Source organism: Desulfovibrio intestinivivus (assembly GCF_053570665.1).
The window spans coordinates 2,810,437-2,826,368 of record NZ_JBRBQT010000001.1; the positions used below are offsets into that span (position 1 = coordinate 2,810,437).

General features: G+C 57.7%; 10 protein-coding genes. 5 read left to right on the forward strand and 5 right to left on the reverse strand.

The window, feature by feature from the left end; translation table 11 throughout:
- Positions 1 to 351: 351 nt before the first annotated feature.
- Together ACUZ9P_RS12055 and gdhA are read left to right on the forward strand one after the other, a co-directional pair.
- Positions 352 to 1,737 (forward strand): dihydrolipoyl dehydrogenase family protein, encoded by a 1,386-nt coding sequence (locus ACUZ9P_RS12055; RefSeq protein ID WP_449249890.1) that lies wholly within the window; start codon positions 352 to 354, stop codon positions 1,735 to 1,737.
- 217 nt (positions 1,738 to 1,954) lie between these two features.
- A complete protein-coding gene (gene gdhA / locus ACUZ9P_RS12060; RefSeq protein WP_449249891.1) occupies positions 1,955 to 3,304 on the forward strand; it encodes an NADP-specific glutamate dehydrogenase in 1,350 nt (449 codons plus the stop codon).
- Between the two features lie 163 nt (positions 3,305 to 3,467).
- On the opposite strand, the gene ACUZ9P_RS12065 is transcribed toward gdhA, so the two are convergent.
- The 5 genes from ACUZ9P_RS12065 to ACUZ9P_RS12085 form a co-directional block, all read right to left on the reverse strand.
- On the reverse strand, positions 3,468 to 4,031 hold the full coding sequence (locus tag ACUZ9P_RS12065; RefSeq protein WP_449249892.1) for an N-acetyltransferase family protein: 564 nt from the start codon (positions 4,029 to 4,031) through the stop codon (positions 3,468 to 3,470).
- Positions 4,032 to 4,065: 34 nt separating this feature from the next.
- Entirely contained in the window at positions 4,066 to 4,575 is a 510-nt protein-coding gene (locus ACUZ9P_RS12070) for a nitroreductase family protein (protein WP_298994101.1), read from the reverse strand.
- Between the two features lie 243 nt (positions 4,576 to 4,818).
- Positions 4,819 to 7,116 (reverse strand): FAD-dependent oxidoreductase, encoded by a 2,298-nt coding sequence (locus ACUZ9P_RS12075; protein WP_449249893.1) that lies wholly within the window; start codon positions 7,114 to 7,116, stop codon positions 4,819 to 4,821.
- Between the two features lie 20 nt (positions 7,117 to 7,136).
- Positions 7,137 to 8,768, reverse strand: coding sequence for a glutamate synthase-related protein (locus ACUZ9P_RS12080; protein ID WP_449249894.1), 1,632 nt, complete (start codon positions 8,766 to 8,768; stop codon positions 7,137 to 7,139).
- Positions 8,756 to 9,862 (reverse strand): glutamate synthase, encoded by a 1,107-nt coding sequence (locus ACUZ9P_RS12085; protein ID WP_298994106.1) that lies wholly within the window; start codon positions 9,860 to 9,862, stop codon positions 8,756 to 8,758. The genes ACUZ9P_RS12080 and ACUZ9P_RS12085 overlap by 13 nt, the downstream gene beginning before the upstream one ends.
- 597 nt (positions 9,863 to 10,459) lie before the next feature.
- On the opposite strand from ACUZ9P_RS12085, the gene ACUZ9P_RS12090 reads away from it, so the two are divergent.
- The 3 genes from ACUZ9P_RS12090 to ACUZ9P_RS12100 all read left to right on the forward strand — a co-directional run bounded on the left by ACUZ9P_RS12090 (position 10,460) and on the right by ACUZ9P_RS12100 (position 15,756).
- On the forward strand, positions 10,460 to 12,214 hold the full coding sequence (locus ACUZ9P_RS12090; RefSeq protein ID WP_449249895.1) for a methyl-accepting chemotaxis protein: 1,755 nt from the start codon (positions 10,460 to 10,462) through the stop codon (positions 12,212 to 12,214).
- Positions 12,215 to 12,474: 260 nt separating this feature from the next.
- Positions 12,475 to 14,040, forward strand: a complete 1,566-nt coding sequence (locus tag ACUZ9P_RS12095) for a carboxylesterase/lipase family protein (protein WP_449249896.1) — start codon at positions 12,475 to 12,477, stop codon at positions 14,038 to 14,040.
- Positions 14,041 to 14,142: 102 nt separating this feature from the next.
- Complete coding sequence (locus ACUZ9P_RS12100) at positions 14,143 to 15,756, forward strand: aldehyde dehydrogenase family protein (RefSeq protein ID WP_449249897.1); 1,614 nt, start codon at positions 14,143 to 14,145, stop codon at positions 15,754 to 15,756.
- Positions 15,757 to 15,932: the final 176 nt, after the last annotated feature.

Here is a 15,932-nt window from a genome sequence, read left to right on the forward strand (position 1 = left end):
CTCGCAACGTTACATTGATAAATATTAATATTCTGTTATTTCATGCGATTAAATTATCACGATTTTAATTAAATGCGTGATTATAAAAAATATTTTTTTGATGCCCCGGTAAAAGCACAGCGCCACCTCGATACACAGAATATGCAGTCTATCGCCGCCGCCAGAGCGCGCATGGTGACAATGTGTTCAAGACACCGTACTATGCTCAGCCACAAGCCGAGTTCTACTGCGCCTAGCGCGGAGCCAGCGGCCTTTCCCTACAACAGCAGCCTTCAGTGGGGCCATGACAGCCACGCCGTGATTAACCGTGCGTGTGAGCACATGCCCAACTGCCAATATCCGGAGAAGCGCATGAATACGTTTGATGTTGTCATTATCGGCGGCGGGCCTGGCGGAGCCAAGGCCGCAGGCATACTTGCCCGTGGCGGAAAATCCGTTGCGCTGGTGGAAAACACCCATATGGGCGGCGTGTGCCTTAACTGCGGCTGCATCCCCACCAAGCTGCTGCTGGGCGCAACCGCTCCAAAAGGATTGCTGCGTGGTCTTGAGCGCCAACGCGTGGCCAAGGGCAGCATTGAGGTGGATTACGATGCTCTGCAAAAACGCATTCAGCGTTTTGTCAAAGCCTCGTCCCAGACCTTGAGCAAGGGATTGGAGCAGCTTGGCGTAACACTTATTGAAGGCCGCGCCGCTTGCGCCGGCCCCTCGGAGGTTTTGGTGACAGCCGCAGACGGCACCGTGCAGAATCTGCGGGCAGAACATATAATCCTTGCTGGCGGTTCCCGATCCGCTGCATTCCCCGGCATGACGCCCGACCATGATGCCGTTCTGGACAGCACGGACATGCTGCGCGTGCCCGCTGTGCCGGAAAGCCTGATCGTTGTGGGCGCGGGGGCCATCGGCCTTGAAATGGCCGACTTTTTCAACGCAATGGGCAGCAAGGTCACCATTGTAGAAGCCGCACCCCATCTTGCCCCAACAGAAGATGCCGATCTTGGTCAGGAAATGGCAAAGCTCCTTGGCAAAACCGGCATAACCTGCATCACAGGCGTTAAGGCTGCATCGCTGACAACGCGCGAGGGCGCGGCTGTGCTCGTGCTTGAGGACGGCAGGGAACTGACCGCAGCCAAGGCCCTTGTGGCTGTAGGCAGAACGCCCAACACGGATAATCTTGAAGCGGAAAAAGCCGGATGCACGCTTCAGGCGCGCGGGTTCATCACTGTTGACGAGCACCTTATGGCTGCCCCAAACGTTTACGCCATTGGCGATATTAACGGGCAAACCCTGTTGGCGCATGCTGCGGAGCATCAGGGCGCGTATGTGGCGCGGCGCATTATTGGGGCGCAAAGCGGCCCTTACGCTTCCGGGCCGGTGCCTTCCTGCGTTTACGGCAGCCTGGAAATCATGCGTGTGGGCATTACCGCCAGGCAGGCCCAGGCCCAGAGCGGCCCGGTGGCTGTTTCCAAGGCGCAACTCATGGGCAACGCCATTGCCCAGGCCGGGGGCGATGCGTCCGGCTTTATCAAGATTGTGTGGCAGAACGACAGCATTGTCGGCATTGCAGCTCTGGGGCACGGGGTTTCGCACCTTGTCACAGCGGCGCAGTTGCTGCTCATAGGCCAATACCACGGCTCTGCGCTCAATGCCTTCATGTTTGCGCACCCGACACTGGACGAAGCGTTGCACTCTGCGCTGGAAGCGACACCAGAACCTTGCGGGGAACTTTTTGCTGGCTGATTGCCATAAATTTCCCCATTCCCGCCATTCAGCCCCGGTCAGCCCCTCAAGCCGACCGGGGCTTTTTGTCGCAAACGTCGCATCTCTCATATCGGATTACGTATTTTTTTTAAATTCTTGTCAAACTACATCATCTTGTCTAAAAAAAACCTGCTTGAATCAATGTTATGCGGAAATTTTTTCGTGCAATCCTTACCCCCCCTATCAGGAGAGCAACATGCCTTATGTTGAACGAGTGTTAAATAACCTTAAAGAAACCTATCCCCATGAACCTGTTTTTTTGCAGGCTGTACAAGAGGTGTTGCAAAGTCTGCAGCCCATCCTGGACAAGCAAACTGAATACGCAAAAATGAAAATCCTTGAGCGGATTGTGGAGCCGGAACGCTGCGTCTCCTTCCGCGTACAATGGATGGACGATGCAGGACAGGTTCAGGTTAACCGGGGTTATAGGGTTCAGTACAACTCGGCTCTTGGCCCGTTCAAGGGCGGTCTGCGCTTTCACCCCAGCGTGAATCAGGGCGTGCTGAAATTTCTTGGTTTTGAGCAGATTTTCAAGAACTCGCTCTCGGGCCTTGCCATCGGCGGTGCCAAGGGCGGCTCTGATTTTAACCCCAAGGGTAAATCCAAGACGGAGATCATGCGCTTCTGCCAGGCATTCATGACGGAACTCTGGACGCATATTGGCGCAACAGTTGACGTGCCAGCTGGCGATATTGGCGTGGGCAGTCAGGAAATCAGCTTTCTTTTTGGGCAGTACAAGCGCCTGACCCGGCGCTACGAAGGCGTACTCACCGGCAAAAATCTGCTCTTTGGCGGCTCGCTGGCGCGGCCTGAAGCCACAGGCTACGGCGCTGTGTATTTTGCCCAGGCCATGCTTGATGCGCGCGGCCAGAGCCTTGAAGGCAAGGTCTGCACGGTTTCCGGCGCGGGCAACGTGGCTATCCATTGCTGCCAGAAGCTTATTCAGGTGGGCGCAAAGCCTGTGACCGTTTCCGACTCGCGCGGCATGATCTATGACCCTGAAGGCATCAGGCTGGACGTGCTCAAGCAGGTGAAAGAAATTGAGCGCGGCCCCCTCACCCGCTATGCGGAGCTGGTTTCTTCCGCCAAGTACACGCCTGTGGCGTCTTATCCCGCGGGTCGCAATGCCGTGTGGAACGTGCCCTGCTTCGCGGCTTTTCCCTGCGCGACGCAGAACGAACTGAACCTTGCGGACGCGGAAACCCTGCTGGCCAACGGCTGCGGTTGCGTGGCGGAAGGTGCAAACATGCCCTCTACGCTTGACGCAGTGCATGCCTTTATCTCCTCCGGCATCGCCTACGGTCCCGCCAAGGCCGCCAACGCGGGCGGCGTGTCTGTCAGCCAGCTTGAAATGGCGCAGAATGCCAGCATGCAGCGCTGGACGTTTGAAGCGGTGGACAACCAGCTCAAACACATCATGTATGACATTCACCAGCGCGCCGCCGCCACTGCCGCAGAATTCGGCCACAAGGGCAACCTTGTGATGGGCGCGAACATTGCGGGCTTCCGCAAGGTGGCTGACGCCATGATCGCCCTGGGCGTGTAACACTACTGTTGGCAGTCATGCCTAAGCGTGCCTGCCCGCAAGAATAACAAAAAGCCTGCTGCGTTGCGGAATATTCCTGAGAAGGACACATCCCGTACCGCAACAGGCTTTTTTTATGATTACGCTCAATACTGCCACAATTTTTGGCGCAGCTGCCTCGCGATTACAGTGCCCTGGTGGTGTCGCCAGGGCCAAGCGCCCGCTGCATCAGCACAACATCAACCCATTGGCCGAGCTTGTAGCCAGCAGACTGGAGCACACCCGTGTGCCTGAAGCCATGCGCCGCATGCAGGGCAATGGAGCCAGCGTTGCCGCTGTGCCCTATGACAGCCACCATCTGCCGCCAAGGGCCGCGCTCGCACCGCGCAATGAGCGTTTGCAGCAGCACATGTCCCACACCCTGCCCCATGGCCTGTTGGGCAACATAGATGGAATCTTCCAGGCAAAATCTGTAAGCCGACCGCGTACCGTACAGACCAGCGTAGCAATAGCCCACAACGGTATTGTCCTGCCGGGCCACCAGATAGGGCAAACCAGATGCAAGCACTGCCTGACGGCGGCGCTCCATTTCTTCCACACTGGGCGGCAGCTCTTCAAACGTTGCCAGCCCGTGCAGCACGTGCCAGGCGTAAATGCCCTGCACTGCCGCCATATCATCCGGTTGTGCGTCATCCACAACAATGCGCGGCGCACAGCCCGCGCCGGAGCGCAAAGGTTGCGAATCCATGAGTACAGGCCTCGAGGTTGCGGAGTAAAGCTGTTTACCAGCCGTTCAGATGGACCTTGCTTTCGTTGAATCTGTCCGCCTCGGCAAAAGGCTGCGCAGGGTGCCCCATAACCACAAGACCGAGCATGTTGATCTGGGCCGGAACATTGAGCAGTTCGCGGATGGGTTCAACGCGGTCTTCAAAGGGGTACATACCGCACCACACCGTGCCAAGGTTCAGGCCGCGCGCGGCAATCAGCATGTTTTCCAGAGCAGCCGTGCAGTCCTGCTGCCAGTAGCCTGGAGCTTTGGCTTCATCCGGATTGGCGCAAACCACAATCACCACAGGCGCTTCGGCGGCCATTTTGGCATAAGGGTGCCGCTCGGCAATGGAAGCCAGCAAAGCTTTGTCGCGCACAACCACAAAGTGCCAGGGCTGTTTGTTGTGTGCGCTGGGCGCGCACATGGCGGCCTTGAGTACGAGCTGCAAGTCTTCATCGCTCACAGGCTCAGCCGTGAATTTACGTATGCTGCGGCGGGTAAACAGCGCTTCAAAAACATCCATTGAAATTCTCCTGAAAATGCTGGCAGTGAAACCGCAAACTGCGATTGCGCGCAAAGCAGGGCGAAATGCAGCGCGGACTGAATACAGATAAACTGTGCCTTCCGCCAGTATGCAATAATTTTGCCCCAAACAAAAGTGCAGGATGCCCGACACTGGCGGCGCAAAAAGCCCCCTCTCTTACCCGTGTGGCGGGAGAAAGGGGGCTTTGCGTTCATTCAGGGCAGGCAAAAGCCCGCCAGAGGTCTAGCTCATGTCCCAGTTAGGATACATGGTCCAGATGCCGCAGGGGCAGATGCCTGCGCAGATGCCGCAGCCGATGCAGCGGGCAGGATCAGAAACGTATTCAAATCCGCCGCCAGCGGTTTCTTTGCGGTCAATGGCCTTTTCCGGGCAGGATTTGAGGCACATCTTGCAGTCGCGGCAGGTGCCGCAGCTCACGCAACGGGAGAATTCATCCTGCGGCGTAGGCAGATCACGGTCATGACACTTGGCAAAATAGGCCGTGTGCAGACGCGAGGAAGGCACGAGCTTTTTCTTTTCCGGCGTGTAGGTTTCGCCGCGCACAAAGGCATCAGCGGCAAAGGCGGCATCGCGGCCCGTGCCAATGGCATGCACCAGCAGGCCGGGCTTGATAACGTCGCCCACTGCAAAAACGCCGTCCATGATGCTGAGGTCGGGCTTGGGCACGATCCATTCGCGGAACTTTTCCAGACCTTCCGGCAGGAAGGAGAGGTCGGGCGATTCGCCAATGGTGATAATGACCATCTTGCCGGGAATGAGCGTCCCTTCCTGGCTGATGATGCCGTTATCGGTGACTTCCTTGGTCTGCACGGGCCACACAAGTTTGCCGCCCAGTCCTTCAACATGCTCAATTTCGTGAGCAAAGGCGGCGGGCTTCTGCACGTCGATGCAGGTCACCTGTTTGGCGCCCATGGCGTATGCGCCCACAGCGGCGTCCATACCAGCGTTGCCGCAACCGATAACAATCACGCTGTCGGGCACGGCGGGCTTTTCGCCCTTGTTGATGGCCTTCAGAAAGTCTATGCCAGCCACGATCTTTTCGTGACCGGGCCAGGGGAAGATGCGCGGCACATGCCCGCCGGTGGCGACCACCAGGGCAGAGTGCTTTTTGCGCAGTTCCTCGAACTTTTTGGCGTCGACAGGGCAATTGTTCACAAAGGTCACGCCCATGTCCTCAATGCGCTTGAGTTCCTTGCGCAGCAGGTCATGGTTCAGCCGGGCACGGGGAATCACCTGCTCAAGCTTGCCGCCCATGACGGAGTCGGCTTCGTACACGGTGACGTCGTGGCCCAGCCGGGCGAGCTGCCAGGCAGCCGTGAGGCCGCCAACACCGCCGCCGATCACGCCAATGTGCTTGCCGGTGCGGGTTTTGGGCTTTTCGACCGTGATATCCGCAGAATAGGAACCGAGCTTGCCAATCTGCACGGGGCTGTCCAGATCAGTGCGCGTGCAGCTCTGCATGCAGGGGTTGGGGCACACGCTGCCGCAGACGGAACCGGGGAACGGCGTGTAATCCAGCACCATGCGGTAGGCTTCTTCCACATTACCTTCACGCAGAAGGTTAAGTCTGCGCTGGGTGGGGATGGACGCCGGGCAGTTGAATTCGCAAGGGGCGGCATACTCGGCGTTCTGCCACATGGGCACACGCAGGCGGTAATCGCCGCGCGCCACCAGGCCGTTGACCATAAAGTCATCGGGGGCCACATCGCTGAAAATACCGCTGGGTATCCATTCCTTGCTGCGGAACTGCCCAAGGCTCATGACTTCCTTCTGACCGCGCTCCTCAAACGGCAGCGGCGTGATCTTCTGCCACTGGCTCCAGTCGCACAGTTCGCTGCGCAGGCTGGGCTGATCAATGGCCATCAGAAAGTCGTCAAGACCAGCGTCAAGCCAGGCGATATCTTCATCGTCCAAGTGATTAAGGCGCACGTCCTTGGGCAGCTGTCCAACAGGCCCACGGAAGTAAACAGCACCGCCAACCATGCCGACGCAGGAGCGTTCGCCCATAACCGAGGCAATGTTCTGGCTGTCATGGCCGCACACAACGGCCTTGCCGCCGCCCATGAATTCAAAAGAGAAGCTGCCCACGCTCTTGAGCACCCAGAGTTCCGGGGCTTCATAAAGAGGGTCGTGCTTCATGAGGGAGCCTGAGCGGGTACCCGCACGACCACCAATGTAAACAGTACCGGCTGCCGCGCAATGGGCCGCAGTGTCGCCCGCATCGCCGCGCACCACAATGCGCCCGCCCGCGTTCAACCAGCCTACGTCCGCCGAGGCGGAGCCTTCAACCAGGATTTCGGTGTTGGGCAGGCACATGGAGCCTACCCGCTGACCGGGGTTGCTGACCTTGAAGGTCAGCTTTTTTCCTTCCTTGTTCCACAGGGGGCCGCCGATATCGTGCTGGCCCGAGGCCTCAATATAAAAGTCAGTCTCACCCTTCTCTACCGCCGCCTCAATGGCCAGCAGCAAATCCTGGGTGGACATGCGCTTGTGTTCGTCTACCGTGCTAACGCGCAGCATGTTCTGCTCCTCGCCAAAGTCTAACAGGCGTACTGGATATCCAGCTTGTCGGCCACAGCCTTGTCCGTGGTAACCAGGGCGTCGGAACGCCCAACCGGCAGCGAACTGTTGCCCACAGGGGCCAGCAGCTTGCGCAGTTCGGAGTCAAAGGCCAGCATGTAGTCCACAATGTTCTGCGCACCCCTGTCCACATCCAGCCTTTTGACCAGACGCGGATCCTGGGTGCATATGCCCGTGGGACATTTGCCGGTATTGCAGGCATTGCAGCGGCCATGCTCATTGCCGATGCAGCCCAGCAACTGAATGAGGATCTTGCCGATGATAACGCCGTTGGCGCCAAGGCAGATCACCTTGAAGGCATCCGCAGCAGCGTTGCCTGTCAGGCCTATGCCGCCCCCAGCCCACAGGGGAATCTGCCCCTGAAGACCCTGGGCAACGGCAGCCATGTAGCAGTCGCGCAGCTTGGAAACAATCGGATGCCCGGTATGCTCCAGCGAAACCTCGTTGGCAGCGCCGGTGCCGCCCTGAATGCCGTCGATGAAGAACCCGCCGCAGATCTTGTAGGGATCGCGCAACAGGTTGTTGTAGACGGAAACAGACGTGGCCGATGCCGCGCACTTGATGGCCACCGGCACGCGGAAGCCAAAGGCCGCATTGAGCGAAAGGTGCATTTTCTGCACGGATTCTTCAATGGAATACAGGCCCTGATGGTTCGGCGGCGAATGCAGGGTCGCCTTGGGTACGCCACGGATGGCCTGAATGTGCGGAGCCACCTTGGCTGCGGGCAAGAGGCCGCCGTCGCCGGGTTTTGCACCCTGACCGATTTTGATGAGCACACCCGCCGGGTCGGTCTTCATACGGGGCATGGCCTTGATGATGCGGTTCCAGCCAAAGTGACCGGAGGCGATCTGCAAGATCATGTACTTGAGCTGGTCGGATTCCAGCAGCTTGATGGGCATGCCGCCCTCGCCCGAGCACATGCGCACAGGCATGCCGCAGTGTTCATTAAGATAGGCTGCGGCAAGGGCAATGGCTTCCCACGCGCGGGTGGAGAGCGCGCCGATGCTCATGTCGCTGAAGATGGCGGGGTAAATCCAGTGCACGGGGGGGGTGCGCTCGGTCAGCACAAGGCTGTCGCCGTCAACGCGCAGGGGCAGTTCCTTGGCAAGCATGACGCGGCCAAGGGGCGAGCGGATATCGAAGGTATGACGCTCGGAATCCAGCGCGGGGTCGGTCATCTGACTGATGCGGCCCACAAAGATGGAATCGAGCGTGCGCGGCGGGTTCAGGTTGGTGCGCCCGCCCCGTTTGACGGGGCCGTGGTGACGCGCCAACAGGGGAAACCGCGTATCCTGGTTGCGCACGGGTTTGATCGCCGCATTGGGACAGATTTTTTCGCACATGCCGCAACCCACGCAGGCGTTGGGGATGCTGGCCTTTTGCATGATGACCGGGCGCGCGGAATGTTCCTGTGTCGGGTCGGGAAAGGCCTTGCGCGAAAGCGTGATGCTGCGGCGCATCATGCCCACTTCAATGGCGTTGAAAGTACACGCCGCCACGCACGAGCCGCACATGGTGCACAAATCGGGGCGGTATTCTATCTTCCAGCGCAGGTCGTTAACACTTACGTCCTGAGTTCTTACTGATTCCATCGCTGCACCGCCAGATCGTTGTCAATAACCACCATTTCCCGTTCATTGGGATAGATGTCGTTGGAGATGTCGCGGTCAGGCATGATGGCGTTCAGACCGCAGACCTCGGAGGCGATGGCCACCATGTCCGAGTTTACGCCCACAACAACGGGCCGCAGCTTTTTGGAGTCGCAGCAGGTAATCATCTTGCCGTCAGGCAGAAGGCCGATGATGGTGTTGGGGCCGTTGATCTCCAGATGCGCGAGGGATTCGCGAATAAGGTTCAGCACCTTGCGGTCAGCGCGCTGTTCCGCCTCCACAAAAGGCAGGGGCGTGATCACGTGCTTGTAATACTTGATGGGCCAACGCAGCTCATGCAAGACATAGTGCAAGGTGTACAGAAAGTTCTGCGAGTCGGATTCAAAACCCACATAACCCCTGTGCAGCGACTTCTGGAACTCTTTGTTCTTGGTGAAAAACGTGTTCTCGCCGTTGGCGCACACAGTGTAGCCCTGCAAAAAGAAGGGATGCGCAGCGTAACGCACGATGGCGTAGTTGGTATTCTGGCGGCACTGGGTCACGATGTTGCGCGCGGTCAGGCGGCCATCGTCTTTCCATAGTCGAAAATATACAGCTATGTCGGCAGGATCACCGATTTCTTTAAGGGTCAGTACATCGGGCCAGAACGAATAGACAAAGCCATTCTTTTTCTCGGCCAACAAACCCCGCAGCTCAAGGCGTGTGTCCAGCAGCAGGTTTTCGCGTTCTTCCTGACTACGGGAACGGTATTCCTCGGGGTAGTCATAGTTGCGGAAGACGTAACGGGGCATGGCCTCAATCTTGAGGCCGGGGCGTTTGTCCACTTCAGGCACCCACTGGGCAACCTGCACAAAACCCTTTTCTTCCATGTAGTCGTTGACCAGTTGCACACCCTCGGGGGTGCAGGCCAATGAAAGCAGGGGCTTGTCTTTGTAGTGGCTGAACACGCCCTCCAGGTCTTGCATAACCATAGCAAAACCGGAGTTGTCATGCCCTTCCTGCTGCGGCAGCATTAGATTGAGCGCCATTGAGGGGGGTACAGGCGTCTTGCTCTTGATGGAACCAATTCTGCACATAGCTGTTAACCTCGGGAAAATGCGTCACTTGAAGACCAGCCCGCAAAACTGGGCTACAGGGACGCGAATGAACCCTCTCGTAGGGTGCAAAGTTGACTGACCTTTTGGTATAGTCTGAAGACATGACCAAAACGCACCACGAGTTGAAGCATGGGACTGTCAAAAGACAGCCTCTGCGCTCCAACCGGCGGATCCACACTGGCGGTTGCGTTCGGCCTCTGGCGCAGGGGGGAAATTGAGTTTGCTACAAACCTTTTCGATGGGCAAGAATAAATTGAGGCCCTGCATCAAAAAAAAGTTGCAGTGTTTAAGTTTTGATACCATGCACAAAAACTGGTGTTTATATGTGAAAAATCTAGTAAAGTTCTGCAAATATCTCTGGATGTGCAATTATTTTTGCAAATTTGACATATTGCCATAACATAATGTTGGCATTGTCCGATATTTTTCTTAGAATCAGACTCAGATGGGCATAATTTAAGCCCTTTTAAAAAGAATTTGATAACGCATTTCATAAAATATGGTTATTCCCCTGCGAGGTAAAAGATGAATGTGAGAATGTGGCTTGTTACCCTTTGCTGTGGGTTTGTCGTAGGCATGGCGACCCTTTTTTACACCAACACCCACATGTCCACACTGGTTTTTACGGAAGTAACCATTCCCCAGCTTTCATCGGCATTACAGTCAAAGTATGAGTACGGCCTGAAAAGCGTTATCGATGTTGCTGCGCAAGACCTTGCCGACAGGCTCAAGGGCGTCACCGACCTCACGGAGCAGTACGCGCTGATTGAAAAATATACTGACTATCAGCGGTTCTTTCCCAACGACGAAGGGTACCTGTTTACGTACAAGACAGACGGCACCCGAATAAATGTGCCGACCAACAAGGCGCAGAACGGTAAAAACCTTATCGATCTCAAAGACAGCGATGGCGTCTACATGGTGCGGGAGCTGATTGAAGCCGCCAAAAAGGGCGGCGCATTTGTGGCCTACCGCTTCGACAAACCCGGCGCAGGTGTGCAACCCAAGCTGGCCTATGCCCGTATGATACCGGGAACAGACGTTGTTATCGGCACTGGCGTGTATATTGACAGCGTTGAGGCCGAGCGCACCCGCGTTGCCAACCTGGTTGCCGAGAGAAACGACCATTACGATAATCTTGAGCTGCTCATTTGCGGTGGCATCCTTGTTGTCATTCTTGGCTTTGCTTGGCTGATTACGCGCATTATCTGCCTGCCTCTGCGGCAAATCACCGGCGAAGCAGAAAAAGTGGCCCAGGGTCAGGAAGCTGCCCTGCCCACTCTCAAGGCATCCTGTCCGCTCGAAATCCGTCGGCTTAACAGTTCGTTGAGCATGATGATCGAAAACCTGCATGGCCGTATTGAGGAAGCAGCAGACAAAACCCGTCAGGCCGCCGAAGCTCTGGATCACGCCAAGATAGCGCAGGCCGCGGCCGAAGAAGCCAAGCTGCGCGCAGAATCGGCCCGCAGGGAAGGCATGCTTGCCGCCGCCCATCAGCTTGAATCCATTGCCGAGGCGCTCTCCTCCGCTTCATCTGATCTCTCACACCAGATCAAACGCTCTGATGAAGGCGCGGAAGAGTCTTCCAAGATGCTTTCTGGCGCAGCCACCGCCATGAATGAAATGAACGCCACGGTTCAGGACGTTGCCAGAAACGCCGGGCTGGCATCGGGCGCATCGCTCGAAACCCGCGACAAGGCTCTTGCTGGCGCAAAGATCGTGCAAAACGCCGTGGAAAGCATCACCGAAGTGCAGACCCACTCGCTTTCGCTCAAGGAAGACATGAACCGCCTGAACGAGCACGCGCAGGCCATTAACCAGATCATGGGCGTTATTTCCGACATTGCGGACCAGACCAATCTGCTGGCGCTGAACGCGGCCATCGAGGCCGCCCGTGCTGGCGATGCGGGCCGGGGTTTTGCCGTTGTGGCGGACGAAGTGCGCAAGCTGGCGGAAAAGACCATGGTTTCCACAAGCGACGTGGCCAAGGCCATTCAGGCCATTCAGGACAGCACCGCCAAGAGCATGAAGGGCGTTGAAAACGCTGTTGGTTCCATCGGCGTGGCCACGGATCTGGCCGGGCAATCCGGCGAGGCCCTGCAAGGCATTGTGGAGGTTGTGACCGCCACGGCTGATCAGGTGAACGCCATCGCCGCCGCCAGTGAAGAACAGTCGGCAGCAAGCGAAGAAATCAACCGCAGCATTGTTGAGGTCAACGAGGTTTCGCGCCTGACGGCAGAGGCCATGAATCAGGCTTCCACCGCCGTTGCCGACCTCACCGAGCAGGCCAAAAAGCTCGCCGCCCTGATTCAGGAGATGAAGCAGGGCTAGGCTGTTCTCCCCCGCCATCCAGGTTCCCGGTTTGCGCTTGCACGGCGCAGACCGGGAGCCTTTGTTTTGCAGGTGGAACGGCACGAGGCGGCATGCAAGTTCGCTCAAAGGCAAACGCTTCTTGCGTTTTTGTCCGCAACACGCCACATTTGCAAAACGTCCGGCAGCAGGCGGCCTGTTGCAGTGCGCCTGTGCGAGGCAAGCCCAGTCCAGGCCCGTGACCCTGTGAAGCGTCCCATTGTCCCTTTTCAGGAACATTCATGAAAAACCGCATCCTCATCCTGGTGGTGTTGCTCTTGTGTGCCTGTGCCCGCCCAGTATCCCGGCATGAAACGTCCGCTGACACTCTTGCAGCCACACAGTACGGCGAAGTGCAAGGTTTTGCGGCGGCTGGCGTCAAAACATGGCTTGGCATTCCATATGCCGCGCCGCCAGTAGGCGAACTGCGCTTTCGGCGCAACCAGCCGCCTACCCCCTGGCAGGGCGTTAAAAAGTGCGTGGCCTTTGGCAACAAGCCCATCCAGTACATGAACATGTTCGGGCTTGAGCGTTCGCGGGTTCCCGCCAGCGAGGATTGCCTGTACCTCAACGTGTGGGCGCCGCTGACCGCCGCCAAAGACGCCAAGCTGCCTGTATTCGTATGGATATACGGCGGCGCGTACCACATGGGCGAAGGCAGCGACCCCATGTATGACGGCGCATCCTTTGCCAGAGACGGCGTGGTATTTGTCAATTTCAACTACCGCGTCGGTCCCTTGGGCTTTTATGACTTTTCCATGTACGACAAGAGGTTTGAATCCAACTGCGGCGTTTCAGACCAGATTGCCGCCCTGCGCTGGGTGCGCGACAACATCGCCGCATTTGGCGGCGACCCGAACAACGTGACCATAGCGGGCGAATCCGCAGGCGGCACGGGCGTGTACAACATGCTGGCATCGCCCGCCGCAAAGGGGTTGTTCCAGAAGGCCATTGCGGAAAGCGGCGTCACAGGAAATACCGAATCCCGCCGCATGGTCGAGATGAACAACTCCATCTTTTTTGAAAAGCTCGGCATCAATCCGCGCACAGACATTGCCAAATTACTGGAAATGCCCGCGCAGGACATGCTTGCGGCGGCCACGTTCACGCTCAAGGAAGGCCCGCGCCGCCACCCCGGCATCTTCATGCCCGGCCCGGTCAAGGACGATCTGCTGCCCCTGCATCCGTGGGAGGCAATGGCCCAGGGCAATGCCCGCGACGTTAAGGTCATTCTTGGCACCAACCGTAATGAAGGCACGCTGTTTGCCCTGCTGGGCCTGCTGCCCAAGGACTGGCAACAGGTGGAAAAGATGCTGCACGATAACGGCGCGGCTGCCAGTATCCCTGCGGTATCGGAGCTGTACGCCAATGAAAAAGGCATGAAAAAACTGACGACCCTAGCGGGCGACCGGGCATTTGTGGTGGACATGCTCAAAAGTGCGGATGCCCAGAGCGCATTTAACAGCACCTACGTGTACCGCTTTGACTACGCCCCCTTTCTGCCGGAGCTGTTCATGCTGGGCGCGGCACACTCAACGGAGATTTCCACCGCGCTTGCCACCAATGATCACCCCTTCTGGCTGCTCACGCCCGCATCTCGCCGCAAGGAGCTTACGCAATCCATGCACGGGGCCTGGCTGAACTTTGTAAAAACGGGCAATCCCAACGGCCCCGGCGTTGCGCCCCTGTGGCCTCAATACGAGGCAGGGCGGCGGCTCACCTACATTTTTGACCAGGCTAACACCGTGGAATCGAATCCCCACGGCGCAGTCTATGAGGTGTGGAAAGATATTCAACTGTACCAGTAAGTTGCGGATCGGCTTCATTGACATGGAGCGCTCGGCTTCTTACCCTCCACACGACAACAACTTTTTCACTGCTTTCATCTGCTGAAAGTTCAGGAGGCACACATGACCGAAGACAATACCCAGCCCGGCGCTGATTTTTCGCCGGATGTGGACAATATACCTGAAGATTGCGTTCTTGAGCCGCTTCACGAGCGCCGCTATCTTGTGGGCGGGCGCTTGCTTGAGTGGAATGGCCCCATGCACACCGTGCATTCGCCCCTGTATGTGAACGGTGAGCAGCGCGTCATCGGCTCCTGCCCGGAACTGACCGAGGCGGAATCTCTGGCGGCAGTGGAAGCCGTAACCAAGGCCTGGGACAATGGACGCGGCGCATGGCCCACCATGCGAGTGGAAGACCGCATTGCCCGTGTGGAAGAATTTGCCCGCCGCATGATAGCTGTACGCGATCAAGTGGTGCGCCTGATGGTGTGGGAAATCTGCAAGCCGCTCAACGATTGCCGGGCGGAATTTGACCGCACCATCGACTATATCCGCGCCACTGTGGACGCCCTTAAAGACCTTGACCGCGCCTCCTCGCGCTTTGTGATCGAGAGCGGCATTTACGCCCAGATCCGCCGCGCGCCGCTTGGGCCTGTGCTGTGCATGGGGCCGTTCAACTATCCACTCAACGAAACCTTCACCACGCTTATTCCGGCCCTGATCATGGGCAACCCGGTTATCGTCAAAACGCCTCGCATCGGCAAGCTGCTTTATGCGCCCCTGCTTGAGGCCTTTGCCGACTGCTTCCCCGCCGGGGTGGTGAACATCCTCTTTGGCGACAGGCGCGTGGCCATTCCCGCGCTGGAATCTGGCCGCATCAGCGTGCTGGCCTTTATCGGCTCAAGCCGCGCTGCCGATGCCCTGCGCCGTCACCATCCCTCGCCCCACAGGCTGCGCTGCGTGCTGGGGCTGGACGCCAAAAACGCAGCCATCGTGCTGCCCTGCGCCGATATGGATTTGACCGTGTCAGAGGCCGTGACCGGGGCGCTGAGCTTTAACGGGCAGCGCTGCACGGCCCTGAAGATCTTTTACGTCCACGCCTCGCGCACCGAGGAATTTCTGGCAAAATTCAGCGAGGCCATTGCCGCCCTGCCCATGGGCCTGCCCTGGAAGCCGGGGGTCAAAATCACCCCTCTGCCCGTGCCCGGCAAGATAGACGACCTGCGTGAACTGGTGGACGAAGCTGTTGCCAAGGGCGCGCGCATTGCCAACCCGCGCGGCGGCTCCTTTGACCGCACTCTGTATTACCCCACGCTGGTTGCGGGCGTTACCGCAGACATGCGCCTGCACACGGAAGAACAGTTTGCCCCTGTGGTGCCTGTGGTTTCGTATAATGAAGTGTCGGAAGCCGCTGAGGCAGTGATAGCCTCGCCCTTCGGGCAGCAGGTCAGCATATTCGGCACTGACCCCGATGCCGTGGCTGCGCTCATCGACCCCATGGTCAATCAGGTGTGCCGCGTCAACATCAACAGCCAGTGCCAGCGCGGGCCGGATACCTTCCCCTTCACAGGCCGCAAGGACTCTGCGGAAGGCACGCTTTCTGTCAGCGATGCGTTGCGCGCCTTCTCCATCCGCACACTTGTGGCAGCCAAGGGTTCCGCACCCAACAAGGAACTGATTTCGGACATCGTGCGCAACAGAAAATCCAACTTCCTGTCCACGGATTTTCTGTTCTAGTCGCTGATTTTGCTGGAAAACTGAAAGTTGAAGTAAACATGAAAGGCCGCGTAAGCGGCCTTTCATGTTATGCAGCCCCGCCTAGCTGGAGTATCCGATTAAAAGAACGTGACATAGGATAGGAGCGGAATTCAGCTCGCGCAAAATGCAATACAATTTACTCGGTTGTTAAAAAT